This window comes from Polymorphobacter sp. PAMC 29334 (assembly GCF_019431245.1).
In the GTDB taxonomy this organism is placed as follows: Bacteria; Pseudomonadota; Alphaproteobacteria; order Sphingomonadales; family Sphingomonadaceae; genus Polymorphobacter_B; species Polymorphobacter_B megasporae.
Window position 1 is genome coordinate 66,928 of the sequence record NZ_CP080245.1, and the last position, 26,960, is coordinate 93,887.

Genomic DNA, 26,960 nt, shown 5'->3' on the forward strand with positions numbered 1-26,960 from the left:
GTGTCGGACTATTCAGCGAGACTCTAGACAAAGGCCTCCTTTAACAAAGCTCGTCGTATAGCTTTGGCGCGAGGCAAACGCGATAAGTCGCTCGTGAGCAAGCTACGTAAAGAAGATTGATCAGTTGATCGGTCTCGTCAGTCTTGTTCGCGTCCTTGGCCCGCCGCGCCATCAGCTCGCGCGGGGAATCGAAGTCGTCGAGAACAAACACTGTGCGGAACTCGCGTCCTTTCACCTTGTGCGCGGTCGATACCGTGATCTGCGCGTCACGCTCGTTGTCCTGGTGCAGTCCGGCAAGCCTCTGCAATAACGAGGGCAGGGATGCCCCATGCTTTTCGACGATGTCGCGTAACCGTCGCGCGTCGACGTCGCCGCGCTCGGCTGCGTCGATGAACTGCCCCCACGATGTAAACCGGGCGACCTCAGCGTCGGTCACTTGTGCGAGCTGGTTGTGACGCAGCGCGTAGGCTGACGAAAGCTGCCGCTCGAGTCCGGTAAATCCGCCAAGGAGGTGGAATGGCCGATCGATCAGCGACAGGCCCTCGAACAGGCGCGCATTGGTGCGTGCGAGGATTGCGGTGCCGGCGCCGGCGCTCGCAGCGCCACCGTAGCGGATGATCTTATTGTCGATAGCAGGATTGCCGTGCAACAGTCGGCGCGGCGGTCGCGAGTGATGCTTCAGGATGCGATTGCACAGCGTCGCGATCTTCGGGCCGAAGCGCCAGCTGTGCGTCAGCGGCAATTCGTCGGCCGGAAATTGCTGCATCGCATCGACCGCGCCCCTGAAGCGGTAGATCGACTGATAGGTGTCGCCGACCACGACCGTGGGTAACGTCGCCTTGCGCGCCACGGAGATTAGTACCGGATTAAGATCCTGAGCCTCGTCGAGCAGGAGATAGGCAAAATCGCCTTCGATCCGGTGCCACAGCTCGAACGCCTTCAGGTAGGTGTCGTGGGTGATGGGCAGGTCGTGCCGGTCGAACCTGAGCAGCTTGACGGCGATCGCCTTGACCATGTGCCTGATCGCGGATCGCTGCTTGATATCCGCCAGCTGGCAGTGGTCGGCGCGCAGCTTGCTTCCGGCATCGATCAGGAAGCTGTCGAGCGTGTTCAGGATCGCGGCGCGGACCTGGCCATAGGTCATGCCGTCGACCGGGCGGATAAACTCGTCGTAGGGCCGTAGGTGCTCGAACCGGAACTTGTTGATCGGATCGCCGCGCTTGCCGATCTGCAGCGCGCGGTGTGCAAAGCTATGGGCGGTTCGCGTCTCGATCGAGCCCGGGAACTTACGTCTTGCTTCGTCCGCGATTGATCGATTGAACGCGAGGTAAAGGCCTTTCGCCGGCCAGCGCCTGGCATATTCGACGAGGGTCGAGGTCTTGCCACACCCGGCACCGGCAGCAACCTTGTCGATGCCGTGCGGGGGGCGCGCGAGGATCTCCGTCTGTTCGGGCGTTGGGGTCATTGATGTCTCGCCGCCGGGTGAGGCGTATTTTGTTGGCGACCTGCAGGTCGGTCAGGGAATCTGGTTACATGACAAGGGCCGGTCGCGCGAACTGATCGAACGACGCGGGGTCGAAAGGTTCGGTGATGGTCGCGGTTTGCCGCTCGGTCGTTCGTGGGCCGGGAAGGGGCATACCCGGCCGCCATGAGCAGTGATCGACCCCGGCGGTGGCTATAAGAACGGCTCGCGCCGCTTCCGCAGCGTCGGTGTCGTCCTCTGTCACAAGATTCACCGCGACAGCCTGCGGGTCGGTGTCGGTCAGGGTGATGTTAGCGATCGGCCGCGAAGCGTTGAGGTCGACCCGCAGTCCCTTGACGAACGACCGCCGATCGCTGACCGCGACGCGCAGGAGCTCACGTTCGATCGCGTTTTCGTAGGGCAGCCACTCGCGTGTCACCGGCATCAGGGCAATGTCGAACATCTCGGCCGCGCCCGACTGCCGAAGCGAAAAGCTGGCTGCGAGGATCAAGTGCCCTTCGTCTTCGGCTGATGACCGCCACAGATGCTCTTCGGCCGCGAACCGCCGATGAAAACGCTTCGCGGTGTCGATATCCATGTACAACGGCCAGTCGGCGAGATGCTTCAGGCCGATCGCTTCGCCGTAACGTGACTCGCCGATCGTCTTCACTTCGCCGACGACGATCATCATCGTATCCGGTGATAGCCGGGCAGGGGTCAGAGCGGTGTGCCGCCGGCCGGCAATGCCGGTGCGATCGTCGAAGCGGAACTTCTCGGGCACGAACAATCTTGGTCCAAGCGCTGCGCCCTTGGCGAAGCAGTTCTCGGCCGCTTCGAGGAGCTCGCGCCGGACGATGAACCAGTTCCGCTTGCCGCTCATGCGCGGATACCAGTGGGTCAGCTCGGCCTTGTTCCACAGGATGTGGAGGAGGCCGCGCATCGATAGCTTGCGGCCGTTGTGTTTCAGCGCCGGCGTGTCGTTGGTGATCGCCGCGGGCGCGGCGCGTGCAGCTCCTCGCTTCAGCGGGAACGCCAACTTCAGATGGACGTCGCCGGTCTCCGGATCGTCCTTGACGGCATTGCCCTGAACCTGGCCGAGTCCTGTCAGGTCGTCGGGTGCATCGTAATGGTCGCACCTGGTGTCATGCTGCGCGCCTGACCCTGGCCACCGGGCGAGCACGAAGCCGCTCTGCCGCTTTGTCACGTAGAGCGGCAGCTCGCGATCGGAGCGGCAAAGGCAGTGGGCGGGAGAGTGGCTAGCATGTGCACGTGCAAGCACTTCCATAAATCCAGGATCAGCGGCGGCAATCTGGTGATCGAGAATACGATAGTGCTGCACCTCGTCCTCCGCGTTCTGGCATTAAATGCCGGTGGCTGAAAGTTTGATAACTTCCATTATGTTAAGTGATTACAATGGGTTGTCCGGCGGACGAGCGTTAGCACGCTGTCACGTCCGCGTCAGGTTCGTTTTTTGAACAATGGTCACGAGATCGATACGATATTGCGCTCAGGACTTTTCGCAGCTGGCTTGAGGCCGCTTGACCGGCGTCATTTCCTTGGTCGTACAACATGCGCGCAAGGTGCTGCTGTTTGGCGTGGTCTATGTCCGCTCCAACCTCAGCGCACATGCTGGCGACCTCAGCGGCCAGACGGTCGAGACGGTGCCAATCTGGCGCGACGTAGGTCGACGTCGGCGTTTCGTTCTCGCCTGATAAAACCCATTCGGGGTCAACATCGTATAGCCGCCTCAGCGTCGGTAAGACGCCGATCGGAGGTGCGGCGTTGTTTTGTTCCCAGTTGATGACAGCGCGACGTGAGTAACCAACAGCTGACGCAAAGGCATCGAGACTTAATCCGGCAGAATGTCGGACTGCTCTGATGCGTCGGCCCACGGTGGACGGAGGTTCGCTCACAGCCGATCCCCTTCCAAGCCGATGACTGACTCCGTAGCTGGGACCACAGGTTCGGTGGCGGCCAAATTGTTGGCTTCCCGGATCTCAGACGTCAGCACGCTTAGGATGCCTTTTGTCTGTTTTCGCGTTCTCTCTGTGTCGTCCGCTCCGGCCTCGTACAAAGTTCGCGCTATCAGTTTTCGCTTTGCATTCGACAGCGAGAGATCGAGGTCGAGACAAATGGTTTGGGCAACGCCGTGAAGTCGGTCGAAGCGAGCCCAGTCAGCGGGACCAAAATGGCTTTGTGGGGTCGTGTCGCCACCCATCACAACCCATTCCGGATCTACGTCGTATGTCGATCGCAGCGTTTTCAAGATAGCGACCGGGGGCTCGGCAGTGCCTGTTTCCCAAGCGACAAGTGAGCGCTTGGAATAGCCAAGCGTGTCCGCGAATGCTTGCTGCCCGAGGTCAGAACGTAGTCGGACAGACTTAATCCGTTCGCCGATTGTTGAAGGGATCGTCACGGCCGTTGCGACAAGGTGGGCGTGGTCACAGGTCCCCCTGCAGGCACTGTCGCTGCCGCCTGGGACTGTGCCGCCGGCATCGACGGAATGAGCTTCTCGTAGCCATCGACGAGCGCGGCCGCGGTCATCTTCTCGAGGTTTGTCGATTGGTGCCCGGACAGGCCGCCGATCGCGACTCCAGCGAGTCCCGCAGCGGCCCAGTTAATGTCCTTCTTGCGTGCGGAGCCGGTGGCGATCGCGGTTTGCACGCCGGTCTTGACGTTGGTCACGGCGAGCAGGACCTGAACTTCGCGGGTGCGCGTCGTCGCTCCGCCAAACCCGCCAAATCCGCCGCCGAGACCACCGAGCCCGCCACCGGTGCCGCTCGCGTTGCCGTTGGCGTACACGATCTGCGCGGTCAGCACGTAATCTGCAGGCGTGATCGTAGCGGCGTTGCGCGTGGCTGTTTGCCCGGCGTTGGCGAGCTCGCGCTCGCGCTGAACGGCGTTGAACCCCTCGCCCCGGTCGAGGACGCCGAAGCATCCGGATCGCGCGACGAGCAGCTTGAGCAGCGGGATCGGGTCGACATCGCCACCCTGCTGGGACCTCGCCAGTGCCAGGTAAGCGGCGATCTGGGGTGGCAGCCCCGCGTCGGGGGTTGCCGCCTGCTTGGTCTCGACCAGGCTGACGGTCCCGTAGGGGCTGGCGCAGTGCGGGATCGAAGCATTGTCGTCGATCATCGTGCCGCCGGCGCCGAGGCGCTGCGCGGATGATGGGGTGGCGGCCGTGGCGGCGGCGGCGATCAGAAGAGCGGTCGTCAATCGGTTCATTGTCATTTTCCTCCTGTTACCAGCGAGCGCCGTCGGGACGCTCGTCGTCGTTTGTGCCGGATCGGATTCGTAATTCGTAGCCCTCACCGCTCGGCTTGATGTCACGGTCACGCCGGTCGACGTTCTGTCTGTCGCACCAAGTTTCGGCTTCGTTCGCGGTGGCGAAGGTGCCGATCCGATCCCAGTCAAAACTCATTCTCTGACTCCGTCGTTAAAGGTTGGGGGGTTAGTTGTTGCATCGCGGCTACAGGCCGTGATCTGGTTGGATTTCTGGCGCGCGTGCCGGGACGCGCTCGAGGACCCGCTCTGGTGGCGTCCGCGTAGGTTCGGCAGTCTTCGTTGCAGCTGCAGTGCGCGCGGCAATTCCGGCTGCCACCGCTTCGCGTTCGCCGGGTCGCACCGGCGGAGACAGCGCACGGAGGCCGTTGATCACCTCGAGCGCGCTGAACTTGTCACCGCTGTTGCCCTCGAGGCGGCTCGCGACGCGGTCGTGGTTGTCGATGACGAGGGTCAGGGCATCACGAGGGCGCGTCGCGTTGACGAGGAACAGCTTGGCGCTGGTCAGCTGGCTCTCGCTGCTGTCCATCACCGCGATCGCGCGGTCCTCGGTCGCCCTGGACTTTGTGGGTGTTGAGGGCATAGCCGAGGTCGAGGTTCTTGAGCATGCGGTCGCCGGTGGGCAGCGTCACGTCGATGCCGGCGGCGTTGCGGACGGTTATGCCGGCGGCGTCGATCTTCAGGATTTGCGCCGTTGCCGCGTTGAGCAAGCCTTTATCTTTGTCGTTGGCGGTCCAGCGGACCTTATCGTTCTCGCGGACTTCGACCTCCTTGATCGTGCCGATGCGGAAGCTGTTGGCGGTGCGGTTCTTCGCAAGCTTCTGGGGATCGAGGCGGTCAATGGTGCCGTCGGGCCGGGTCAGTTCAACGATGTCTTTGTTGACCCACGTGATCGTCGCGGTGCCGATCTTGATCCTCTGATCCTTTATCTCGCGGCCGATCTCGACGACGGCGCCGACAGGATAAAATTGTGCGAACCGCTCCTGCTCGCGTGTGATGCTGAGTGTGTCGAAGACCTCAAGGTGCGTCGCGGTGGCCCCGACCCTGCCCTCGCTGACCAGACCCGCCTGGACCGCCTTGTTGAGGCCGTCTCCAAGAGCCCGGCTCGACGAGATCAGCAAGGTCGCTTCCCGCTGTTCGGGCGTCAGCGCGAGGTACTCGGCAGTGGCCGTCGTCACGAGCCATTCCCGGCGGGCATCGCGCGTGCGAAGCTCCGGTGCCTCCACGGCGGCTTCACGGGTCCACGGACGGAGCGTTTCGAGCGCCTGGACCGGTCGATCGTTGTTGAGATGCTCGGCCGCCTCCCTGACCAGCGAATGGCGGGCGCGCAGGTTCTCGGTCAGCTCGGCGGTTTCGACGCGGTCCTGTGCCTGGATGAACGGTTTGCCCGCCTCGATCGCGGCGAGCTGCCTCTTGTCGCCGATCAGCGCGAGTTTATTGACGCCGAGCAGATTGGCGAGGCCGACCAGTTTGGTCGCCTGTCCGGTGCCGAGCATCGAGGACTCGTCGACGACGATCAGACTGTCACGGAAGGCCTTTTGAGCGACCAGAAGTCTGTTCGGATCGACGGTGGGTTTGAGCAGCGATCGGTTTTCGGCGATGAATTTCGCCGTCGTCATCGACTCGATGCCCGAACTGCGGCCGAGATCGTCGACGAGCTTATGAGTGGGGACAAGCGCCAGCACTTTTCGACCCTCGTCCCGCGCAACATCGGCGACGGCACCGAGCGCCGCGCTCTTTCCTGCGCCGGCGATGCCCTGCACGGCGACGACACGGTCGCGGGACGTCAGGAGCAGCCGCCCAGCTCCTTCCTGGCCTGGATTGAGGGTCTGGAGCCCGCGTGCCTTGGCAGCGTCCTGCAGGCGCGTGCCGGCCTCGTTACGCTCGGCGACGATCGGTGTTATCCTGCCGTGGTCGCGGACAATCGCAGTAAGGAGCGAGCGCTCGAATCCGATCGCCGCCGGCGTCGTCAGCATATGGGCCTGGTCGCCGCTGCCCGGGACCAGCTTGTTTTCACGAACGAGGGCTTTGATGGTCCGCTCGACGTCATCGATGGTGATTGGCAGCCCGAGGTCGAGCGCGGCCTTGACGACGTCGGTGTTGGTAAACGCCGCTTCGCGCTCATGGAGGTGACGGATTGCTGAGGCGACACCGATCGCAGCGCCGACCTCGGCCGGCGTACCTTGGCTAATGTCCTTCGGTAGCAGGCGCGCGTCGGTCTCGCGTGGATCGAGGCCGAGCTTGTCGCGGACATAGTCGATGACCCTGGCAGCGCGCTCCGTGATAACCTTCGCGTTGCCGACGACCTGACTCCAGGCGGAAGGTTTGGCGGTTGAAGCGGCTGCAGCGCGGGCAGCCTCAACAACCGGCGATAAATCGATGCCATGGTCGGCGGCGCGCGCTTGCCAGGATTGCAGCAGCTCGCCGCGATCGGCGATATCTGCCTTGGCGGCTCGTGTCCGCAGTGCGACCTGCTCGAGTCCGGCGGGGCTCTGATAGTCGAGCACTTCAGCGGCGGCCGTGAGGATCTCGCCGCGTCGCGTACTGAATGTCTCGACGGCTTTGCGGTCGACGCCGGCGATCTCGAAGCTGCCATGTTTTCCGACGCTGCCGATCGCTCAGCCCAGTTTGGTTACGCCCTCGCGGAGGTAGGCGTGGTATATCGAGCCGAGCAGCGTGTTGTTCGACCAGAGCTTGTCGTTGTGGAGCGCATGCCATTTGCCGTCGGCGGTCTGGGTGGCATTGGCGATGACGGCATGGATATGGGCTTGGGGGTCGAGGTTGCGGCTTGTATCGTGCTGAAACAGCGCGACGACTAGGTTGCCGGTCTTGACGACCTTCTCTCCCCCCGCGCCGGTTCTCGCTTCGGCGAGGTTGGCTTCTGCCCATTTGAGTGTTGCCTTGACGGCTGCCATGTTGGCATCGAGTAGCCTTTCGTCGCCGGCGACATAGGCGAGCAGCGATAGCGATTTTGGAGCGGAGAACGTCAGGTCCATCCCCGGTCGGTGACTGCCTGTTTGCCCGACACCGATGACAGTGCCGTCCGGCATTTTACCTTCAAGAATGGCGGTGAAGGTGTCGAGCGCGACACCGCCAGAGAGGCCAGCGGCCTCGGCACCCGCACCCAGCCACAGCGAGCTCTGTTCAAGGTCCTCGGCGCTGTAGTAGTTGTCCTTGCCGTAGTACGAGGCTGCCGCGCCTGCTCCTCCCACGCTCGCCGCCGAGATCATCGGCTGAGCTCGTCATCATCGCCGCGGCCGACGATCTCGTCAGCAATATCCGCTTCAATTCGCTGTGCAGCTGCATGAGCTGCTTCGGCGATTGCGGGTGCGTGGTAAGCCCGTTGGAGTGCGATTTCATTAGGGCGAACGCTGTGTATTTCGTGCGCCCTCTCGCGAGAGACGAGGCTTGCGCGAAGCTCCTGGACGCCGAGGTTGACCGTCGTTGTTTCGCGAGGTTTTGGCTCAATCCGCCAACGGGCCAATTCTCCCTGATCGGGCTTATCAGTGGCGCGGGGGTCGGTAGCTGTCGCTCCGCCGGCTCCCTGATTATTCCCAGCAGCGGACGCGGGTAAACGGTCGAGGTTGGCGAGCGCCATGGGTAAAACCGTAGGGGTTGACGCAGTAGGTAGCGTTGCCAGTTTGGTGAGCGTTGGCAGCCTCTGTGGCGGGTCGCTGGCGACCGCTGTCTGGAAGCCCTCGCCCCCATCGGATGGCTTTAGCGGCGGCGCTGCGGCACTTTCGTCCGCTGTTTCGCTTGCCTGAAGTGGAGGCGCAACAGCAGCGATGGTGATTGGTGCGTGATGTTGGTCGTCGGGCTTCGCTGAGGGCCGTGCGGCCTCGTTCTTAGTGACGGCGACAGTGGGTTCTTCCGGCTCATCACCAAATCCGGGGAGCGCCAACGGCGCGATCAACCGTTCGATGAATCCGGGAGCCTGACGGCGATATTTTACATAGGTCAGCTTGACCTGGGCGGCCGGCAGTCCCTGCGGAAACTTGAGGTAGCCGTGGAGGTCGGGCAGTTCGCCAAACTCGGTCGGCAAGACCAGCGGCTCGAGCTTGATCTTGCGCTGCAGGGTGGCTGCGTCGCGGACGTTGTCGACGCCGTAGGACCAGTTTTCCTCTAGCTCGGACCACTCGCCTTCGCCGATCTGTTCCGACTCCCAGTCCTGGGTTCCGCGATCGCGCGTGTTCATCAGCAGCTTGGTCTTGGCGAGGCTCGAAATCGTCTCGGCGTGGTTGTCGCCGTACGTCTCGCGGAGCTGCGCCATCGTATGCACACCGAGGACGAACGCGCCGCCATAGTTTCGGCTCGTCTGCATTCCGGCGACGATAGCCGGGATGTTATGCAGCGCACCGATCTCGTCGATCAGGAACCACAGTCGGATGTCGCGCTGGTCTCCGCGCATGGACATCAGCGTATTGATCGCGGTCGTAATCCACATTGTCAGAAGGACACGGACGCTGGTCATGTTGACGTGCTGTGCGGCGACAAACATGATCGAGCCGGGCGGCGTTTCCGGTATGTCTTCATCGGAAGCAAGGCTGACATTGGCGACACTGTCACCGTCTTCTTCGCTATCGTTTTCGGAGGCGCTACCATTCTCTTTACGCCACTCGGCGCGGCGCTCTTCGGCGGGCGAAAGCGTTGCCTTGCGCGGGATGTAATCGACCTTCTGCGTTCTCCTGCTTGCGACGACCGTATCGGCGTCCTTGTCATCAAATATCTCGCCCGTCACGGCGTCGACGATGAAAGGCTTGTGAGGCGTCTCGTCTGTAGCTTCGGCGTCATTCTTCACGGCATTTGGTCCGAGTCCTGCGAGGATATCGAGGCCGTCGTCACCGCCGTTGCGGCCATCGAGATCGATGCCGAGAACCCAGTCGCGGATAGAGAACACTGTGCCTTCATCTGGCAGCGTCAGGAGGGCCTGGGCATAGGTGTTGAAGGTCGCTCGGATCGACTCCGCCATACGCTTCGCCTCGGGGTCGGTCAGCGGTGCGGCGATGGTCTTGGCCACGTGATCGTGGAGGTCCTTGAGCTTCGAGGTCATCAGGACCTCGGCGAGCGCCTTGTTGTTGCCCCTGCCCTGTTGAACGAGGCGGACGCATGTTTCGACAAAGAGCATTCGGGCGGTTTCCTGCCAGAAGCTGTCGCCGCTTTCCGTCATCGGAATCAGCGCCTGGCTGACCTCCTTAAAATGCTCGCGCGTCCGGGCATCGGCGAATGGCGACCATGCCGGGCAGCGAACGTCGAAAGGGTTGAGCAGGACGTCGGTTTTCTTGTTGTAGAAGCCCTCGACATAGGTGCCGGTGAGATCGAAGACGACGGCTCGATCCCCCCGCGCCTTGATCTGTCGAAGCAGGTCTTTCATCGCCGTCGACTTGCCGGTTCCCGTCGTTCCGACGATCATCGTATGGGACTGTTCAGCGCGCCACGGGTAGGGCACGCCGGCGACGCTATAGGGCTGGTGAACGAGTGCCTGAACGTATGCCCGGTTAGACGCCTTGACGAGCTTGAGTGGCGCGCTCTTGCCGAATACGTCGGCGGCGATCTTGCGGCTGTCGGCGGCGCTCGCGGCGCTGTTGAGCGTGCCAACTTCGGTCTTCAATTCCGATACGCTCGCGATCATTGCGCCGCGGGTATGCTTTCGCTCGGTGAGGTCGTGGCCGAACCGTCGCAACGCGATTGCGGCAATGATCGAAATAGGGATCCCGAAGCCAAGCCCAAACTCCGTTCCCGTGGTCAGCGCGTGGGTCAGCCGCTCCCATGCGGCGATCAATGGCGGGTAGGAATTGATCACTGAGATCGGGACGCGGGCCACGTCGCCGGCGGCCATTTTCAGGCCGATCAGGTGGCTCGGGTTGAACTCGAAATAATGCCAGACGGACGCATAGCTGTGCATCATCCAGAAATAGTTGTCGCCGTGCAGTGTCTGGGTCCACAGCTGATAGCCGATGGCCATGATGAGCAGTCCGGCGATGGTCCAGAACATCGGCCGCAGCGCCGTGCTGAACATCATTCCGACGGTTTCTGCGACCTGGCTGCCGCGGGTGAAATCGAGGAAGCTACCGCGCATTGGGGGCGCTCCCGGTCTCGGCCAGGTAAAGTTTCTCGACCTCTTCCATAAGGCCTGGGCTCAGTCGCTCGGCCGTAGCGTTCTGAACGACCATGATGTAGCGGGAGAACTGTAGGACCTCGTCGAGGCGCTTATTCAGGAGTTTGATTTCTCCCCTGACTGGATCGCCCTTCAGGTTCTGATCTTGGTCGATCAGCCCTTGAAGATAACCGCTGACCGATTTGTTATCTCGGGTCGCTCGGCCTCGAATAGCCGCACACCTCGCCTCGGGGAGGTACACCGTCAACTTGGTCAATTTGCCCATTTCCCGCTTTCAAATAGCAGGAGGGCATGGAACGGCTTACGAAAGGCTCATGTATAATAGCGCGTGTGCGCGTCGTTGCAACATGTGTTTTATCGCGCTTTTTCAACGGGTTAGCGGGGGTAGCCGACGCGCGTCACATATGACGCGCGGGTTTCTAGGCGCGCGTCGTGGCGCGTCACTACATGAATATGACGCGTCGCGCTGGCTAAGTCCCTGCAATCCCATAGGAAAGATACGCGTCACTGCTCCCGCAAGGGTGCGTAGGGTGTGGTGATCCTAAACACCCAATTCGACTGCGCAGAGCCGAGGTCGTGATACCGGGTAAGGGACTGATTTTCAATAGGGTCGCGGAAGCCGGCGGGTGTTTGACGCCGATTATCTGGTCAGGCTCGACCGAGTTTGTACGCAGTCCGTTCTGTCTCGGAAGCACATAGGTAGCATTTTCGGTGTTGCACGATGGGACGGCAACTTAAGGTGGCGGCAATGTTGCGGCGACGTCTGCTGCCTACATAGGCGGGAACACGACCGTCGTCATCGTGCTTACCCACAATGACACTGCCAGCTGACGTCGTTCCTGCCCACGAATCACCGCTGCCCCGACGCGTGGTACACGTCACGGTCTGGTATGACGGCGGCTGCCCGCTTTGCGCACGAGAGATCGCGCTGATGCGCCGCCTCGACCGCCGCGGCGCGATCGCGTTCGTCGACGTGAACGAAACTTCCGCCGTCTGTCCGCGCGATCAGTGGGAGCTTCTGGCGCGGTTTCACGCGCGTGAGGAAGGGCCGCTCGCCGGTGGCCCGATGCTGTCCGGCGGCGCCGCTTTCGCCGCCATGTGGCGTGCGATCCCGCTGCTGCGACCGATCGGTTTGCTGGCGCGCAATGCCGTCATGCTCGGCCTGCTCGAACGGCTCTAGATCGGTTTCCTCGTCGTGCGTCCGAGACTGCAGCACTGGCTGGCAGACCGTCAGGTGCTGGCATGAGGCCGCGGCCCAATCCCGCCGCGCCCGGACAGGAGAACGTGTGGTACTACCCTCGCCCCGCCGTGGCGGAGCAGAGTTTCCGCCACGTCCGGATCGAGCATCACGATGTCGTCGTCGCCGACACGCGCTCCGCGTTCCGCGTGTTCGAAACCTGCCATACGACAAGCTGGTATCTGCCGCTCGACGGCATCGCCTCTGGGCTGCTGCGACCGTCGTCCCGCCGCTCGTTCTGCGAGTAGAAAGGTGTCGCCGTGTACTGGCATCTGGCGATCGGGGACGAGCTGCTGCTGCTCGACGTCGGCTTGAGCTACCCAGACCCCAGCCCTGCCGTTGCCGCGATGCGCGATTAGGTCGCGTTTTACCCCTTCCGGCTTGACCGTCGCTCGGGCGACGGCGAGCCGGTTATCCCGCAGCCCGGCGGGTTCTACGGCGGCTGAACCACCCCCCGATGTCGTGGGGCTGTTCAAGGGTGTCCCAGGTAGTGCCGAGTGGCGCGAAGCGCCACGTGGGCGGGCGCTAACGACCGCGCCATTAATCCAGAAGGTGACTAAGTCCTCTGTTGGTTGCAGCAAGCGCTGAGGGCGCACGACGATCCTGTGATCGACGCTGCGGTGCGCCTCGGCAACGCGTTGCATCTGCCGGTTCTCGTCTATCACGGCGTCCACGAAGACTACCCCTACGCCTCGGATCGGCTGTACCGTTTCATTCTCGGCGCCAGCCGCGATCTCGGCCGCGACTGCCGTGCGCGCGGGCTGGAATGCGTCCAGCATGTCGATCGCGGTCGCGTTCGTAAGAAGGGGTTAGTCCACCGCTTCGGCAAGAATATCACGAGCGAGAGCGGTCGGCGGTGAACGGGCTGGTCATCTCATTTCATGCAAGCAATCCGTTCAACTTTTGCTAATTTTTGGCCCAATATAGGCAATAAGGAGCTTGTTTCGAAGGGTAGAAACCGGCCATTGGAAGTGAATGCGGTATTGAGGCCATTTTATTTTCCCGTGCCAGAAGCAGGTAATCGGCTCGCCCGCTTCCGGATTCGGGAATGTCATCTCGTTCCTAAAATGAGCTTTTTCCTCGTCCCCTGCATCGCTGAACCAGGCCTTCTGACCTACGAAATACTGCTGCTGCAACTCGCGTCCGACCGCGCTTAGCGCACCAGTTGCCGGATCGATCTCGTCGACGAGATGCTGCAGCACGCCGAGCAGTTCGACGGTTCTGCGAGCCACAGTTGCCTCAAACGGATAGCGTGAAAGAACGGTCTCGCAATGCGGGCTGATTGTCAGGCTGGCGAACCTTTCCCGGCACTGCGCGAGCAGGTCGGCCCAGCGGGTCGGCTCGGGCAGTGCGCCGAAGATAAGCTGGACGGCGTCGGCAGGATCGAGGCAATTCAAAATGTCGAGCCAGCGAATCGGATTGTCGGCAAAGCCCTGGAGAACCGAGAGGGGCGAACCGCTGAAACGGTTGCCGGCTAACGCGGCCAAACTAATTACCCCGGCGTCGCAATTTAGCAGCATTTGCCTCGCCGCTTCGCCTATGCCGCCGTCCGTCACCTCGTCGTGCCCGCAAAAGAACAGATCATCGTCAAACGCCGCGCGTGCATCGTCTAAGAACGGGCCTTGGCTGGTCACCCAGCGCAGGAAAGCAGTCCGGATCTCTGGCCGCATGCCCTTCGCCGCGTCACGTAGAAATTGCCCGTCTCCGAGCACAGTACCGGGTAGCGCCCGGCCGCACCAAACCGCGCGCGTTAGCGCCGGATGGCGGGCACGCGCCCGCAGAAAATCTTCGATCGCGTGACTAGCGACGGCCGCCGACACGTGTGGCTCCGTGAATGCACGTTCATTTAGAAAGAGCCGCATGCTCAATCCCAGCCAGCAAGCACGGCAAGATCGCGCTCTGCCTGATCGAAGAATCCGTCGGGCCAGTCGCTGATCGCGCCATGGCGATCAATTCTCAGCGTCGAGATGTCAGGGTTGCCGTTTGGTCCAACGGCATCGCGGAAGAAATGAACGATTGCATGATCGGCACTTAGCGTTTCTTCGCGGACGCTCAGCCGAATGCCAGAGAGAAGATGATCGCTGTGCGTTTCGACGAAGATCTGTAGTCCCGCCGCAGCCATTCGCGCGATGATCTGCCCCATCATTGACTGGGCGCGCGGATGTAGATGGGCTTCGGGACTATCAATTACGAGCACAGCGCCCGGGCGAGCAGTAAGAAACGCCACAAGTAACGGAAACGCGTAGCTAAGGCCGTAGCCTACATTTGCAGGACGCACCTCACCACTCCGGCCCATACTAAAACGAAGCGGATAAAGAGATGCGTCTGGAAGGGCCTTCGCCGAGCCGGTTGCGCCCGGAAACAAGGTGCCAAGCCAAGCGTCGACCTGACCGCGGACCGTCTGCGTTTCATCGCCGGGGCAGCGCCTACTTAGCTCAACCTCGTCGTCGGCGCAGCGAACATACCAGAACGGCGCGAACTCGCCGTATAGGCCAACATCGCCGACCGGCAGGTCGGGATCCTCCGGTTCCGGATAAGCCTCGAGCAGCCCGGTTCGTGTCGCGCCGACTACTATCGTGTCCCTAAGCGCATCGAGTTCGGGCGGCCTTGGCATATACGACGGCCAGAGCGAGCTTTCCCAAGTCTCCGCCCCTCGCGAACCGGACCGCAAGCGGAGCTCCCGCCCCGGAGAGCTAATGTGCGGCGCAAAAGTCCAAGCCAGAATCTGGCCCTCCAAGCGGATCCCGAGCCGGATTTCGGCTCTGCCGTCCATCCGGTTGAGAACGTCGCCAGTGCTGCCTAGCCTAGCCAGCGGCCCGTTCAGTACTAGTATGTCACCCTCCAGACCGCGTCGGAGAGTCTGGCTCATCAGCAGAATGGACTGTAAGGCGGTCGATTTGCCTGCGGCATTGAACCCAGTCAGAACCGTGAGGGGTGCGACCGGTAGCTCGTAGGAAGTAAAGCATTTGAGCTGCTGCAGGATCAGGCTTTTCATCATTGGATAAGGTCCATCAGGACATATTCGGCCATCTTGAAACGTGTCCGAACGCGTGCGGTGCTGTTAGTAGAGTTCGTAATGCTATATTCGAACGAGTTATCGTAAGTCAGGTTCATGATGGCGAGGGCCAATTCGTCCTTTTGCGCCAGCGCTTGCTCCGGTGTTAGCCTGGCAAGGAGTACGGACATCGTGTCGAACAGCGCGATGTTAATTACACTTCGATAAGCGGCGCCGCTCTTGTCGCGAAGAGTTTTGCGAAATGAGTGACGACCAAACAGGAGATAGTTGATCTGCATCGACCGCACGAATTCTGATGTGAGCTCGTCAAGCTGCCGGACTGACATTCGGTTCATCTCCTTAAGAGCCCGGCCGAGAAACTCGTCCATATCGCCATTTTCATACTGTTCGTAGCCGAGCAGCCGGAAGGCGGCAAAGCGATTGATCGCTTCCCGGTCGCGCATCGTCTTCGGATTCAGGGAGCCTTCCGTGGCTTTTTGAAAATCGACAGTTTTCGCCATTTGCGCCAGCCAGCGGGTCGCCTCTCCGTTATAGATGGCGTTGCGCATTTGCTGGCGCGTAAGGGGCTCGCCGCCATTGACGCGCTCAAAGATGTCGAGCCGCGCGACCTCCGGCGCCTCCTTGTCAAGGATATACAACGTAAGTTGCGTGTCCTCGATCCGTTCCTGCAGATGAATGGGCAGTTCATCGAACTTCTTGCCGTCAAGCGAATCTTTGCCAAGCCCAGCAAGCCTCAGTTCGTTGGCGAGAAATCGGCGGAAGGTGCTAAGTCGCTGCAGGCCGTCCACGACCGCCACGCGCCCATCCTGCGCCTCGGCAACATAAAAAACTGGCAGCGGAATCCGCATCACGCAGCTTTCGATTAGCTTCGACTGCTTTTCGGGCAGCCAGACGAAGTCGCGCTGGAAATCCGGATCCATAATATATCGGCCGGTGTTTATTCGTTTAATCACTTCGGAGACCGTGCGCGTCTCGCTGCGCACCATGACATGATCAAGCGGATAGGCAGACGGCTCGTCGAGCGTGGGCTCGATATCGAGGCCTTCCGGATCCTCATTAGGTTCAGCGGTGGGTTCTGGTTGGGTCATGCGCCCTTCCTGCCCAACAATCTCAGACGAGGCAACGCGCCCGCCCAGCTGGCGGCGTTCCGGGCGGCGCTCCCCCGGGGCACAGCTATAGAACTGTGGTGGCAGGACGAAGCGCGGGTCGGCCAGAAGAACGGCATCACCCGGCGATGGGCGCGGCGGGGAACACGACCGTCGGCACCCAAGGACCAGCGCACGACATCGGCGTACATCTACGGTGCCATCTGTCCAGCCGAGGGCAAGGGCGCGGCGCTCGTTCTGCCCCGTTGCAACACCGAAGGGATGACGCTCCACCTCGCCGAGATCGCCGCGGCGGTCGCACCAGGGGCGCATGCCGTGCTGCTGCTCGATCAAGCCGGTTGGCATCTCTCGGCGGGCCTCGTCGCCCCCGGCAACATCACCCTGCTGCCGCTGCCGGCGAAATGCGCCGAGCTCAACCCGGTCGAGAACGTCTGGCAGTTCATGCGCGACAACTGGCTGTCCAACCGCATCTTCAAATCCTACGACGATATCCTCGACCATTGCTGCTTCGCTTGGAACCGCCGCGGCGATCAGCCGTGGCGCATCATGTCCATCGGACTGCGCCAATGGGCGCGTGGGTGACGGTCAATGAGACTTGGTATTATCCCCCACAAAGCTACCAGCGCGCCTCTTGGATCCGAGCCTCGGCCGCCGGATATTCTCGAAACGCCGTCTCTCCTAAGGTCAAAGCGTTTAGCGCCGGTCCATGGTCAATGAATAATCGTGTACTACACACTCGGCCCGCCCGATTGCGGACCGACCGCTTCCGGGACCGAATGTGGCATAGCCGCCATTCGCGTGCACGCCACCAGTACCACTATCTGATGATATCCTTCATCTTTCCAAGCAAACCCGCCTACCCGGCTAGCTTCACTGCCACGCTCCGAAACTTCTCCAACGCCAGCTCGAGGCTCTCGACGATCTCCGCTGCGATCTCCGCCGGTGGGGGCAGGCTGTCGGGGTCGGTGGCGCTCGCATCCTTCAGCCAGAAGATGTCGAGGTTGAGCTTGTCGCGCTTGGCAAGGTCCTCGTAGGAGAAGCGGCGGAAGCGTTCGCCCTCGACCCGCTCGTGCCCCTTATGCTTGGCGCGATAGGCGGCGACGAAGTCGTCGAGGTCGGCGCGGCGCAGGGGGCGTTCCCGCAGGGTGAAGCGCTGGTTGGTGCGGAGGTCGTACACCCACAGCGCCTCGGTCGCGACGCCGCTGCCGGGTGCGGCGCGGTCGAAGAACAGGACGTTCGCCTTGACCCCCTGGCTGTAGAAGATGCCGGTCGGCAGGCGCAGCAGGGTGTGGAAGTCAAAATCCTTGAGCAGCTTCCGCCGCAGCGTCTCGCCCGCCCCGCCCTCGAACAGCACGTTGTCGGGCATGACGACCGCGGCGGTGCCGTTGACCTTCAGGACCGACATGATGTGCTGGAGGAAATTGAGCTGCTTGTTGCCCGTGGTGACGGTGAAGTCCTCGCGGACATAGTCCTGCCGCTCACTGTCGATGCCACCGTCGTCGCGGACGATGCGGAACGACTGGCGCTTGCCGAACGGCGGGTTGGTCAGGATGACATCGTAGCTGCCCGTCCCCCGATCGGCGAGCGCGTCGGTCTGGGTCACCGGTGACTTCGCCCCGCCGATGCCGTGGAGGTAGAGGTTCATCGCGCACAGGCGGACGACCTCGGGAACGATGTCGTTGCCCGACAGCCGGTCCTCCCGCAGTCGCTGGGCGACGCGCTTGTCCTGCGCGGACGCCTTGCGCTTCATGTGCTCGTACGCCGACAGCAAAAAGCCGCCCGTGCCGACGGCGGGGTCGTGGACGGTCTGCTCGGGCTCGGGGTCGACGACCTGCGTGATCGCGTCGATCAGCGGGCGCGGCGTGAAATACTGGCCGGCGCCGGACTTGACCTCGCCGGCGTTGCGCTCGAGCAGGCCCTCGTAGATCGTGCCCTTCACGTCGATGCTCTCGCCCATCCACTGGGTGCCGCCGATCAGCGTGACGAGCCGCTGCAGCTTGGCCGGGTCGGTAATCTTGCTCTCGGCCTTGAGGAACAGCGTGCCGACGATGTCGTCGCGCTTGCTCAGCCGTTCGAGGATCGATTTGTAGCGGGTCTCGAGGTCCTCGCCCGCAGTGGTGGCGATTGCGTCCCACTGGCAGTCCGCGGGCAGCGCCGACGGCTCGCCGAGCGCCTCGGTCCGCTCCTTGTCCATCTTAAGGAACAGCAGGAAGCTGATCTGCCCGAGATAGTCGCCGTACGACACGCCGTCGTCGCGCAGCACGTGCGCATAGTTCCAGACCTTCGCGACCAGCGCCTGTTCGTTCATGCGACGAGGTCTCCACGGAAAGCGGCGGCGAGGATGGATTGGCGAAGCACAGCGGATCCAGCCGCGAACTCGTTGATGTCAACTTCGGTCGCACTCGTAGCTGCCAGTGCGCGGTCAACTCGGCGCGCAATCTCTACGGCCTCAGAAACCGATGGAAATAAAACCACCAGTTGCGCAACATCGTCATAGTTTATCTGAGGAACGTTCGAGCCATCCGAGATGCCGCGCAAACTAAGGTTCTGGAAAAATGTCCAGAGGTGCTCCGCTGTTTCAGCCAACGGAACTACCGCCATCACGTTTAGGTCTACCGCGCCGCCACGGGCCAATCGTCGCTTCTTTTCGGTGAAAATTGATCCACCCCGCTTGGGGAAAACAATGCTGCCTGCAGGATGTATCCGTAGTCCCAGCGCATCTGCATTGGACCGTGACAGCCACCACTGCGATGTTTGAAGGCGGTCTTGGTTTTCAGCTAAGTTCATCGAACTGACCTTAAACCAAGGGATTTCACCTGCATCCATGATAAGCGCCTCAATTCCTTTCGGCGTTTGGCCATTCTCGACAAAAGCCACCTGTTCAACGGTTGCTTGTACCCAACCGGCTGGCAATTCAGTTCCGATTTTATCAAGCGGGCCTATTGGCTCAGAATATTGCTTCTTTCGGTTGCGGGTCGCAGATGCCCAATGTTTGCGGCGGTCGGCGAGGATGCGGTGGAGGAGGTCGGCGCCGGTCTCGGCGGGCGGGTTGGCAGCGCGCCAGTCGGCGGTCAGTTCGCCGGTGACGGCAGCCTTCAGAAGCGCCTGACGCCAGAGGCCGAGCTCGGCCTTCGCGCGGGCCAGCGCCGCCTCGCCGTCGTCGAGTTCGGTGAAGAGTTCGTCGATGCGAGCGGCAACCTTGCGCTGAGTCTCGCGGGGCGGAAGCGGCACAGGATGCGCTAAGAACGGTCCACGATTGATGTGCATCATCGTCGACCCATGAAGGTGCTCTCCCTTTCTGAGCGTCTCGATCTCGTTCTTGAGCAGAAAAAACAGATAGTCGCGGTCGACGAATGCCTCGTCCGGCAACACGCGGAAAATGTGCTGGTTGAGCCAGGCATCTTCTCGCTTCCAGACAAACGCGTCGAGCGTCGCGGACCAGCTGACGAGGATGTCGCCCTCTTTCACTCGGAGACGCTCGTCTACGACGCGAGTGGTGCGATTCATCGACTTCGAAGGGTTTATCAGGTTCTGGATACGGATAATTGGCATACCCTCACCGTCCCAATCGGTAGGCTTAAAGGCCGCCCCATTCAAAAACTCGCCAAGGTGGCCAAGCCGTACCCACTGCCACCCGTCCGGCAGTGGCCACGGGCCTTCGACAGGCTCCGCTGCAGCGGCTGCCGCCATTGTCCGTCCCCTCGCCACCGGTCCCCCTTACGCCACCAAAGCGTCCTGCAGCTCGTCAAGTAGCGCATCGAGGCGGGGGCCGAAAGCGCGGCGGGCACCGAGGATGCCGCCACGATCGGCGAAGCTGTCTTGGACGTCGCGCACCGACAGCTCGACGTTCGCCGCGAGATGGTCGCGGATCGCCTCGAGCCAGCCGAGCTGCGCCTGATCATAGCTGCGCCCGGCGCGCCCCTCGCGGCCGAGCCACAGGTTGAACTTTCCGGCGATGTCCGACGACAGCGGGGCGAGCGTGTCGGCGCTGCCGGTCGCGAACCGCACCAGCGCGACGATGTCGGTTAGCGTCCGCGCCGGGTTGGCGCGAACCTTGTCACCCTGCAGCCGGCGATACGCCGCCCACAGGCTGAGGGGCTGCAGCAGCCACGGGGGCTTGAGCATCGCGTCGCGCAGCTCCTCGAGGCTGGCATAGGTCAGGCGCTTCGTCGCCGCCGGCAGGCCGTAGAGGATACGCAGCGCGGTCAGTTGGTCGCGGTTCTCGTCGAGGAAGGTGCGGAAGTCGGTGGTCAGCTTCGTCGCGGCCTCGGGCGAGTAGGCCGACGAGATGACGACGTCGCGGCTGATGTCGTCGATGATGACCTCGGACTCGCGTTTGAGTTCGATCAGGACGGTGCGCAGCTGCGGATCGTCGAACACGGCGAGCGCCGCCTCGCGCACCTCGGTGGCGACCGCTTCGTACTGGTCGTCGGTGGGTGGCGCGCCGTGCCGCGCGCGCGCGATGGCCTCGATCCGCTCGACGTCGATCGCGTCGGCGAGGCGCGAGGCGAAGTCGGACAGCGACTGGCCCGCGATGGCCTCGACCTTCGCGCGCGCGGCGTCGTCGAGCTTGCGATCGAGGGTCGCAAGGCGGACGGCGAGCGTGGCGACGACATCCTCGTCGTTGCGCCCGCTCGCGACCTGCTCTAGCAATTTGTCGAACGACACCGTCCGTTCGCGCTCGAGCGGGACGGGCTGGCCCTTGTCGTGGTCCATGACGCCGACCGCATCGACGAGGACGAAGCGCTCCTTGGTTCCCGCGTCGGGGGTGACCTTGGCGAGGTCGGCCGGGTCGATCGTGCGGACGCCGCGGCCGCACATCTGGATGAAGTAGGTTGACGACTGGACGTCGCGCAGGAAGATCAGCGCCTCGATCGCCTTCACGTCGGTGCCGGTAGCGATCATGTCGACAGTGACGGCGATGCGCAGGTCGTAGCCGTTGCGGAACTCGGCGATTAGCAGCTCGGCTTCCCTGGCGCCGACGCGGTAGGTGATCTTCTTGGCGAAGGCATTGCCCCGGCCGAACACCTCACGGACGATCGTGACGATCTCCTCGGCGTGGTGGTCGTCCTTGGCGAAGATGAGCGTCTTCGGCACCTCGGTGCGGCCGGGGAACAGCTCGGTGAACAGCGTGTCGCGGTACGTCTCGATGCAGGTCCGGATCTGGTTGCGGGCGATGACGCTGCGGTCGAGCTGCTCGGGGCCGTAGACGAGATCCTCGTCGAGAGTGCGGAAGTGCTGCCGCCGGGTGTGCCGGTCACGGACGGGGAGCGTGTAGCCGGCGTCGACCTTGCTGCCGAACTCGCCGATCTGGGTGCGGATGCGGAACACCTCGAACGGCACGTTGACCTTGTCGATGACCGACTTCTCGTACGGGTATTCGGCGACGAGGTTCTCGCCGAAGAACGCCATCGTCTGCACCGTCGGCGTCGCGGTCAGGCCGATGATCTGCGCATCGAAATAGTCGAGCACCTGGCGCCACGTGCCGTAAATCGAGCGATGACACTCGTCGACGACGATGAAGTCGAACGTCTCCGGCGGCAGCGTCGCTCTGTAGGCGATCTGCTTCGGCGGCGCGACCCAGCGTTTCTCGAACTCGCTCACCTCTTCTTCCTCCTCCGACAGCTCGGCACCGGTCAGCTGCGCGAATACCCGCTGGATGGTCGAGATGACGACCTTCGCGGGTGCGTCGAGCCCGGCCGCCCCGAGGCGCTGGACGTTGTAGAGTTCGGTGAACAGCCGTCCGGTGCCGGGTGGGCGGTAGGTCTGGAACTCCTTGAGCGTCTGCCGCCCGAGGTTATTGCGGTCGACGAGGAACAGGATGCGCCGCGCGCCGGCATGGGCGAGTAGGCGGTACGAGAGGGTGGCGGCGGTGAAGGTTTTACCCGCGCCGGTCGCCATCTGAACAAGCGCGCGCGGGCGGTCGTCCTTCAGTGAGTCCTCGATGCCGGTGATCGCTTCGACCTGGCAATCCCGCAACCCTTCGGCAATCAGCGGCGGCAGGTTGGCGAGCCGGGCACGCAGCGACGAGGACGACTTGAGCCACTCGTGCAGCGTCTCGGGTCGATGAAAGCCGAACATGCGGCGCGACCGCTGCTGCGGGTCGACCCGGTCCGAAAACAGCATCTCGGTGCCAGACGCCTCGTAGTCGAAGCGTAGCGGGCTGCCCCAGCTCGCCAGCGCGGCCGGGGGGGTGCCCTGATACCCCCGCGCCTGCTCGGCGACGCCGGACAGGGTAACGCCCGCTGGCTTGGCCTCGACGACTCCACATGCCTTTCCGGCAACAAACAGGAGGTAGTCGCAAGGGCCGGTTGCCAGCTGATACTCGCGAACCGCTACGCCGAGGCCCGCGTTGCGGTTCATGTCGGCGCGGTCCTGCACCAGCCAGCCCGCCATCGCGAGCTGAACGTCGATGACCGCCCGCGCTTTCGCTTCCGGTGTCGCCCCCATCACTCTAGTATGCGAGCAAACGTAATCCGGTGCTACCCACCTTGGCGTCGCTTCAATTCGCTTTGGCGCCCACTGTTTCCTCGCATATATTGAGGAAAGTCAGCTGTTTCGGCGGCTGTCTGATGAGATTCGGAACGCGCGAGGACCTCAGTTTCTAGTCCCTCGCGGGCGAACGGTGGTGGAACGAAGGCAATCATCTGGCTAGCTCATCCTGCAGCAAAGACCCGCTCGCAGACACAAATGGTTCTCAAGTGTTTCTGGATGCAGACTTTTATGGATGCGATTTTTGCGGCTGCCGAAGGCCGTCCGCAATTGACTGCTTGGCAGAGCTTGCCGGCATCGGCATTGTCAAACGCGGCGAGCGCCACTCAGCCTAGATCAGGGCACGCATTATCCCATCGTACGGGCGATGAGACGTGCGGTACGTCTAATCCGTGGTGGTGAGAGATAAGGCAGGGGGAACGTGAATCTTACGTCAGATTGGAACATAGCCTGTGAGCCACGCGGTGACCTGGACTTCAGCCGCAGCGAGCCGTGGCGGCCGCTGGCTCGTTCGGAGCTGGTGATGTCCTTCAGGTCGAGCGAAGAAAGCCTACCGCTCCTTGCTGATGCAGAGCAAGATGTCGACGCGCTCCTCTCTTCGATCAATTTGCAACTGATCCGCCGCTACATGGACCAGCGCCACTGGAAAGAGGAGTCGGCGGCGGCACGGGCGGCAGATCGTGCCGAGCCCGGCCTCAAGCTTGAGAACGTGGCCGCGCATAGTTGGCATGTGGCCGACGCTGTAATGTTGCTAGCGCCTTTGTTTCCGGACGTCGATCAGAGTCATGCGGTCGAGTTGGCTATCGTGCACGATAAACTCGAGCTGCTCACCGGCGATTTTGACCCGGTGGGACCTGATGGGCAGGGCACGACCTCCCACGCGTTTGATCCGTGCGCGCGGGCGGAGAAGACCCGGCTGGAGCTGCAGGCTCTAGAAAAATACCTCGCCCGCCTTCGCGGACGTGCGCGAGAGCTACAGCGGCAGCTTCTTCTGGAGACGATCCAAGGCGAGTCCGCCGAGGCTCGTCTCGTCAAGGCCGTCGACAAGCTACAGGCGCTCGCTTTCGTGGTGGCGAAAAAGGCAGGGAATATGACAGACGAGCATCTGTCCTTCAGCCTCCGCTACAGTTTCAAGGCAGTAGAATACTTTCCCGGCATAGCCAACCACTACGCTGCCTTGGTCAAACGATTGATGATCGCGGTCGCCGACCGGCGCAACATCAGCCCTACCGCCCTCTTCGCCCTATTCCCAGCCGCGGCCAAGACGCAAAACGTTGGAACCAAATCTTGATTCCTCCGGTCAGGATCGCCTTGGTTGGCAAGAGTGGCTCTGGAAAATCGACTGCTGGTCTTCGCCTGAGCGGGCTTACCGGAGTCGACCACGTAAGGACAGGTTTGATTTGTCGACAGATTGCGCGCTCCCTGTTCGGTAACGAAGACAAGCGCTCCACGCAGACTCTCGACGACGCGTTGACGGCCGTCGATCCCAGCATCTTCGTTCGCGCCGCTCTGCGATCATATAGCGAAGACGCAGGCTTTGTGCTCGACGCCCTCCGCTTCGAGAGCGATGCGCTGCTCGCCCGCAAACTGGGTTGCCGCATAGTCCGGGTGGTAGCGCCTGCCGAGCTGCGCCACGAGCGACTTCGCGTTCGCGGGCAGTCCTTCGATCCTAGAACTGACGGGCTGCACCGATCCGAAGTGGAACTGGATGCGATCCAAGTCCACCACGAGATCGTCAATGACGGCGACATCGCTCGTCTAGATCAGGCTCTGGCGACAATGCTGGCGAAGGAAAAGCTTGCGTAAAGACATTTTCCTTCACCAGCTGAACCGGGATACTCGCGAAGTTTTCGGACTCTTTGAGACGCTGACGACCGAAAAGCACGCCCGGCTTATGCGCCGGATGCTTAACGCGGCAGCAATCGTCTGCGAAGCGCACTGCTATGCCCCTCCGGGCTTCTTCGTTGAGGAGCAGATTGCGTTCGACTTGGCGGAGAACCAGCAGGCTTACTTGCGCGAAGGGCTCATCCAGTTACCGATGCGAGAGAATAACCTCGCGGATTTTGCAGAAAAGAAGCGCATCGGCTACGAGCTAATGCGCAACCGCTACTCCGGCCTATTCGACGACACACGCATCGGCTTCCTTGGCAATCACGCCACCGGGATGGTAAATCGAAAGACACAAATCACGAAGGGCATACTCGATCAATGGGAACGCGGCGCCGAGGAGCAAAGGCGCATCTGGACGCCGGTAAAGAGAAAGCTCGGCGCGGGGATCATTGGTCTTGTGGCGAAGATTCCACTCGCACTCGATCAACGCGGAACAGCCGTGACGTGGTCCGCGATCGGACCCGAGCTGCCGCCCGAGGCGCGAACTGCTTCCATCGAACTGCGCGAAACGTTGCAACACGTCTATTTCGGCCAGTATTGCAGGGAGTTCGATCTGGTCGCCCTCAAGCACGTCCCGCACGTCCTCCACGATTTCAGGTTACCCACTGGTCCACCGTACGACTATCAGCTGCTTGGCACCTTCCTAGAAAGCTTCGACCTGCGCGACCTACTATTCGACGCGCCTGCCGATCTCGTTGTCGCCCTCCGAAAGCAGCCCGGCTTCATCGCGTTAATCGACGCATACGCCGGGCTCGCCGCGGTCGCAAATACATCGACGGACGTCGCCTTCCACGCGGGTCGCGCTCGGGCGTCGATTAGATACGATTGGGCATCCTTTTCAAAAAGACGCCTCAGCCTCTACGAAGGAAGTCTCGTCGAAATTCGCGAGCTGGCGAGCGTGCTCAATGAGGTAGCCCGTCATATCACGAAAGCCGTCAGCCTTCCGGTCCGTCAAATCGGCACGCACGTTACTAAGGTCGTCAAGCAGGAACTGATAATGCCGAAGGAAGCCGAGCTCGTTATCTTCGTCGCTCTTGAGGAGGAGTTAGAGATCCTCGCCAAGAGCTTGAGCCTTAGAAAGGGTGCCCGCACCCCAGAAGCGCAGGGCCAGCTCGACGGCCTCGATGTCGACGTGATCTGCCCACGAAACATGGGTCGGGTCGCCGCGGCCGTGGCGATGAGCAGTTATCTTGCCAAGCGGGCACGCAAGCCAAAACTTGTGCTAGTGGTTGGTCTCGCTGGCGGTTTTGAAGAGAACAATACGACTCCAGGGCATATCGTTATCGTTACGAAGGTGGTGGATCTCGCGCTCAGGAAGGTAGACGACGAGGCGGATCGGCCTTCTCCGCACTTCCGCCGCGAGGACTACACGCTTCAAGATCAGCTGATGAAACAGCTTTTGTCGGACGAATTCGACAAACACGCTTGGTCGGCGAAAGCAGCGAAGGATTTTGACTGGCCACCGGATCGCCGACCGTCACTTCACTGCGGTTTGATGGCCAGCGCCGACGAGGTAGTGGCAAGCAAAAAGTGGCGCGAGCAGATTCTCGACGGCAAGGGAGGCGAGCCGAAGCTGCTCGGCGTGGAGATGGAGGCGGGCGGGGTATGCGCTGCAGCGCAAAAGGAAGGCACGCCAGTGAGTATGCTGCGGGTTGTCTCCGACCAAGCGGACCCAGCAAAGGCCGACGACGTATGGCGAAAGCGGGGCATGCGGACACTTGCTGACCTGCTGCTGCAGGCTTCAATCGGTAAGGTGGTGGCTGCGCTTGGCTAGGCTCCAAGCGCCGCCTGCAGGCCGGTGTCGCTGAGAAAGCGCGATGACCAGCGATCAAACCGTTCCAGATCGTTAGGCCGCGACGCTAAAGGCAGCCAGCTACTGGTTGACCTTGCGCTGACCGCGTCTGCTATCTCAGGGAGGCTAGTACATTTGAAAGCAATGAAGATCATAACCTCGGCTTTGCCTGCGCCCTCGGCACCGCCGTCGATAAGGGCCCTGGCTTCGGACCAGCGGGTCAGGTCCCGCAGGCCGGGCAGTGTGCGGCTGGAGACATCAAAACACTCGCGCAACGTCCTACTCGCGGCTTCAACGAGCCCAAAATCGTCTGACGAAAACAGGGAACGGTCGCTTTGCTTCACCACGCCGGGCAAGCCGACGACAGTGCGGCGCGCCATTTCGCCGTCATCGGTCGGCCTATGGTCGTCGACGAGCATCCCTCCCTCAGCAAATAGGAGGAGGTGGAATCGTAAAGGGACGTAGTCGGAGTGCTCTCTCAGATCCCAAAGGCGCATGCACTGCCATGGCAGCGCCGCGAGCAGTGCGACCGGATATGAAGACTGCTTTCCCGAAGTGAGCCTGGCTA

Annotated in this window: 23 protein-coding genes and 3 pseudogenes; 8 read left to right on the plus strand and 18 right to left on the minus strand. The window is 62.0% G+C overall.

Annotated features, from left to right (window positions below; translation table 11 throughout):
- Positions 1-40: 40 nt before the first annotated feature.
- A complete protein-coding gene (locus KZX46_RS21505; protein ID WP_219777337.1) occupies positions 41-1,465 on the minus strand; it encodes a UvrD-helicase domain-containing protein in 1,425 nt (474 codons plus the stop codon).
- Positions 1,466-1,529: 64 nt separating this feature from the next.
- Positions 1,530-2,747 (minus strand): DUF1173 family protein, encoded by a 1,218-nt coding sequence (locus KZX46_RS21510; RefSeq protein WP_219777410.1) that lies wholly within the window; start codon positions 2,745-2,747, stop codon positions 1,530-1,532.
- A 253-nt stretch (positions 2,748-3,000) separates the two neighbouring features.
- On the opposite strand from KZX46_RS21510, the gene KZX46_RS23100 reads away from it, so the two are divergent.
- A complete protein-coding gene (locus tag KZX46_RS23100; protein ID WP_226896352.1) occupies positions 3,001-3,174 on the plus strand; it encodes a hypothetical protein in 174 nt (57 codons plus the stop codon).
- Between the two features lie 45 nt (positions 3,175-3,219).
- Here the strand turns inward: KZX46_RS23100 and KZX46_RS23545 are convergent.
- From KZX46_RS23545 to KZX46_RS21555, 9 genes and pseudogenes are all read right to left on the minus strand, one after another.
- Positions 3,220-3,375: pseudogene (locus KZX46_RS23545) on the minus strand (helix-turn-helix domain-containing protein); the annotation flags it as partial.
- Complete coding sequence (locus KZX46_RS21520) at positions 3,372-3,878, minus strand: DNA-binding transcriptional regulator (RefSeq protein WP_219777339.1); 507 nt, start codon at positions 3,876-3,878, stop codon at positions 3,372-3,374. The gene KZX46_RS21520 and the pseudogene KZX46_RS23545, both read right to left, overlap by 4 nt.
- The gene (locus KZX46_RS21525) at positions 3,875-4,687 is read right to left on the minus strand and encodes a CsgG/HfaB family protein (RefSeq protein ID WP_219777340.1); all 813 of its coding nucleotides are present in this window, start codon (positions 4,685-4,687) and stop codon (positions 3,875-3,877) included. Before KZX46_RS21525 ends, KZX46_RS21520 begins: the two co-directional genes overlap by 4 nt.
- 16 nt (positions 4,688-4,703) lie before the next feature.
- Entirely contained in the window at positions 4,704-4,883 is a 180-nt protein-coding gene (locus tag KZX46_RS21530) for a hypothetical protein (RefSeq protein WP_219777341.1), read from the minus strand.
- Between the two features lie 48 nt (positions 4,884-4,931).
- Positions 4,932-5,273: a hypothetical protein gene (locus tag KZX46_RS21535; RefSeq protein WP_219777342.1), complete on the minus strand. Its 342-nt coding sequence runs from the start codon at positions 5,271-5,273 to the stop codon at positions 4,932-4,934.
- A complete protein-coding gene (locus tag KZX46_RS21540) occupies positions 5,206-6,720 on the minus strand; it encodes an AAA family ATPase (protein WP_226896349.1) in 1,515 nt (504 codons plus the stop codon). Before KZX46_RS21540 ends, KZX46_RS21535 begins: the two co-directional genes overlap by 68 nt.
- Before the next feature lie 471 nt (positions 6,721-7,191).
- Positions 7,192-7,974 (minus strand): annotated as a pseudogene (gene mobF, locus KZX46_RS21545) (MobF family relaxase); the annotation flags it as partial.
- Positions 7,971-10,820, minus strand: coding sequence for a type IV secretion system DNA-binding domain-containing protein (locus KZX46_RS21550; RefSeq protein WP_219777345.1), 2,850 nt, complete (start codon positions 10,818-10,820; stop codon positions 7,971-7,973). The pseudogene mobF and the gene KZX46_RS21550, both read right to left, overlap by 4 nt.
- A complete protein-coding gene (locus tag KZX46_RS21555; protein WP_219777346.1) occupies positions 10,810-11,124 on the minus strand; it encodes a hypothetical protein in 315 nt (104 codons plus the stop codon). Before KZX46_RS21555 ends, KZX46_RS21550 begins: the two co-directional genes overlap by 11 nt.
- Before the next feature lie 603 nt (positions 11,125-11,727).
- On the opposite strand from KZX46_RS21555, the gene KZX46_RS21560 reads away from it, so the two are divergent.
- The 3 genes from KZX46_RS21560 to KZX46_RS21570 all read left to right on the plus strand — a co-directional run bounded on the left by KZX46_RS21560 (position 11,728) and on the right by KZX46_RS21570 (position 12,956).
- Positions 11,728-12,039, plus strand: a complete 312-nt coding sequence (locus KZX46_RS21560) for a DUF393 domain-containing protein (RefSeq protein WP_226896343.1) — start codon at positions 11,728-11,730, stop codon at positions 12,037-12,039.
- 62 nt (positions 12,040-12,101) lie between these two features.
- Positions 12,102-12,344, plus strand: coding sequence for a DUF427 domain-containing protein (locus KZX46_RS23550; RefSeq protein ID WP_370647572.1), 243 nt, complete (start codon positions 12,102-12,104; stop codon positions 12,342-12,344).
- A gap of 357 nt (positions 12,345-12,701) precedes the next feature.
- Positions 12,702-12,956 carry a hypothetical protein gene (locus KZX46_RS21570; protein WP_219777348.1) on the plus strand — a complete coding sequence of 85 codons (255 nt, stop codon included), beginning with the start codon at positions 12,702-12,704 and terminating at the stop codon, positions 12,954-12,956.
- Positions 12,957-12,992: 36 nt separating this feature from the next.
- On the opposite strand, the gene KZX46_RS21575 is transcribed toward KZX46_RS21570, so the two are convergent.
- From KZX46_RS21575 to KZX46_RS21585, 3 genes are read right to left on the minus strand one after another with little or no spacing between them, the layout of a single operon-like run.
- The gene (locus KZX46_RS21575; protein ID WP_219777349.1) at positions 12,993-13,916 is read right to left on the minus strand and encodes a hypothetical protein; all 924 of its coding nucleotides are present in this window, start codon (positions 13,914-13,916) and stop codon (positions 12,993-12,995) included.
- Positions 13,917-13,960: 44 nt separating this feature from the next.
- Positions 13,961-15,094 carry a DUF3696 domain-containing protein gene (locus KZX46_RS21580; RefSeq protein WP_219777350.1) on the minus strand — a complete coding sequence of 378 codons (1,134 nt, stop codon included), beginning with the start codon at positions 15,092-15,094 and terminating at the stop codon, positions 13,961-13,963.
- Positions 15,091-16,200 carry a DUF262 domain-containing protein gene (locus tag KZX46_RS21585; RefSeq protein WP_219777351.1) on the minus strand — a complete coding sequence of 370 codons (1,110 nt, stop codon included), beginning with the start codon at positions 16,198-16,200 and terminating at the stop codon, positions 15,091-15,093. The genes KZX46_RS21580 and KZX46_RS21585 overlap by 4 nt, the downstream gene beginning before the upstream one ends.
- Positions 16,201-16,239: 39 nt before the next feature.
- Here KZX46_RS21585 and KZX46_RS21590 point away from each other — a divergent pair.
- Positions 16,240-16,800: pseudogene (locus tag KZX46_RS21590) on the plus strand (IS630 family transposase); the annotation flags it as partial.
- A gap of 274 nt (positions 16,801-17,074) precedes the next feature.
- On the opposite strand, the gene KZX46_RS21595 reads toward KZX46_RS21590, so the two are convergent.
- From KZX46_RS21595 to KZX46_RS21605, 3 genes are read right to left on the minus strand one after another with little or no spacing between them, the layout of a single operon-like run.
- Positions 17,075-18,526, minus strand: coding sequence for a class I SAM-dependent DNA methyltransferase (locus KZX46_RS21595; protein ID WP_219777352.1), 1,452 nt, complete (start codon positions 18,524-18,526; stop codon positions 17,075-17,077).
- On the minus strand, positions 18,523-19,908 hold the full coding sequence (locus tag KZX46_RS21600) for a restriction endonuclease subunit S (RefSeq protein ID WP_219777353.1): 1,386 nt from the start codon (positions 19,906-19,908) through the stop codon (positions 18,523-18,525). Before KZX46_RS21600 ends, KZX46_RS21595 begins: the two co-directional genes overlap by 4 nt.
- A gap of 27 nt (positions 19,909-19,935) precedes the next feature.
- The gene (locus tag KZX46_RS21605) at positions 19,936-22,668 is read right to left on the minus strand and encodes a DEAD/DEAH box helicase family protein (RefSeq protein ID WP_219777354.1); all 2,733 of its coding nucleotides are present in this window, start codon (positions 22,666-22,668) and stop codon (positions 19,936-19,938) included.
- A 565-nt stretch (positions 22,669-23,233) separates the two neighbouring features.
- Here KZX46_RS21605 and KZX46_RS21610 point away from each other — a divergent pair.
- Genes KZX46_RS21610 through KZX46_RS21620 form a run of 3 tightly spaced genes read left to right on the plus strand, consistent with a single transcriptional unit; the run spans position 23,234 to position 26,374 of the window.
- On the plus strand, positions 23,234-24,001 hold the full coding sequence (locus KZX46_RS21610) for an HD family hydrolase (protein WP_219777355.1): 768 nt from the start codon (positions 23,234-23,236) through the stop codon (positions 23,999-24,001).
- A complete protein-coding gene (locus KZX46_RS21615; protein WP_219777356.1) occupies positions 23,998-24,516 on the plus strand; it encodes an AAA family ATPase in 519 nt (172 codons plus the stop codon). The genes KZX46_RS21610 and KZX46_RS21615 overlap by 4 nt, the downstream gene beginning before the upstream one ends.
- Complete coding sequence (locus KZX46_RS21620) at positions 24,509-26,374, plus strand: hypothetical protein (RefSeq protein ID WP_219777357.1); 1,866 nt, start codon at positions 24,509-24,511, stop codon at positions 26,372-26,374. The genes KZX46_RS21615 and KZX46_RS21620 overlap by 8 nt, the downstream gene beginning before the upstream one ends.
- On the opposite strand, the gene KZX46_RS23110 is transcribed toward KZX46_RS21620, so the two are convergent.
- A complete protein-coding gene (locus KZX46_RS23110; protein WP_226896353.1) occupies positions 26,371-26,811 on the minus strand; it encodes a hypothetical protein in 441 nt (146 codons plus the stop codon). The two genes, KZX46_RS21620 and KZX46_RS23110, sit on opposite strands and share 4 nt — an antisense overlap.
- Positions 26,812-26,960 lie beyond the last annotated feature (149 nt).

Excerpts from the sequence above, each read along its gene's own strand:
- KZX46_RS21610 (WP_219777355.1), top strand. The coding sequence starts at position 23,234 with ATGTCCTTCAGGTCGAGCGAAGAAAGCCTACCGCTCCTTGCTGATGCA.
- KZX46_RS23550 (WP_370647572.1), top strand. The coding sequence starts at position 12,102 with ATGAGGCCGCGGCCCAATCCCGCCGCGCCCGGACAGGAGAACGTGTGG.
- KZX46_RS21595 (WP_219777352.1), bottom strand. The coding sequence starts at position 18,526 with ATGAACGAACAGGCGCTGGTCGCGAAGGTCTGGAACTATGCGCACGTG.
- KZX46_RS21580 (WP_219777350.1), bottom strand. The coding sequence starts at position 15,094 with ATGATGAAAAGCCTGATCCTGCAGCAGCTCAAATGCTTTACTTCCTAC.
- KZX46_RS21540 (WP_226896349.1), bottom strand. The coding sequence starts at position 6,720 with ATGCTGACGACGCCGGCGGCGATCGGATTCGAGCGCTCGCTCCTTACT.
- KZX46_RS21600 (WP_219777353.1), bottom strand. The coding sequence starts at position 19,908 with ATGGCGGCAGCCGCTGCAGCGGAGCCTGTCGAAGGCCCGTGGCCACTG.
- KZX46_RS21550 (WP_219777345.1), bottom strand. The coding sequence starts at position 10,820 with ATGCGCGGTAGCTTCCTCGATTTCACCCGCGGCAGCCAGGTCGCAGAA.
- KZX46_RS21510 (WP_219777410.1), bottom strand. The coding sequence starts at position 2,747 with ATGGAAGTGCTTGCACGTGCACATGCTAGCCACTCTCCCGCCCACTGC.
- KZX46_RS21535 (WP_219777342.1), bottom strand. The coding sequence starts at position 5,273 with ATGGACAGCAGCGAGAGCCAGCTGACCAGCGCCAAGCTGTTCCTCGTC.
- KZX46_RS21525 (WP_219777340.1), bottom strand. The coding sequence starts at position 4,687 with ATGAACCGATTGACGACCGCTCTTCTGATCGCCGCCGCCGCCACGGCC.
- KZX46_RS23110 (WP_226896353.1), bottom strand. The coding sequence starts at position 26,811 with ATGCTCGTCGACGACCATAGGCCGACCGATGACGGCGAAATGGCGCGC.
- KZX46_RS21555 (WP_219777346.1), bottom strand. The coding sequence starts at position 11,124 with ATGGGCAAATTGACCAAGTTGACGGTGTACCTCCCCGAGGCGAGGTGT.
- KZX46_RS21505 (WP_219777337.1), bottom strand. The coding sequence starts at position 1,465 with ATGACCCCAACGCCCGAACAGACGGAGATCCTCGCGCGCCCCCCGCAC.
- KZX46_RS21585 (WP_219777351.1), bottom strand. The coding sequence starts at position 16,200 with ATGACCCAACCAGAACCCACCGCTGAACCTAATGAGGATCCGGAAGGC.
- KZX46_RS21530 (WP_219777341.1), bottom strand. The coding sequence starts at position 4,883 with ATGAGTTTTGACTGGGATCGGATCGGCACCTTCGCCACCGCGAACGAA.
- KZX46_RS21605 (WP_219777354.1), bottom strand. The coding sequence starts at position 22,668 with ATGGGGGCGACACCGGAAGCGAAAGCGCGGGCGGTCATCGACGTTCAG.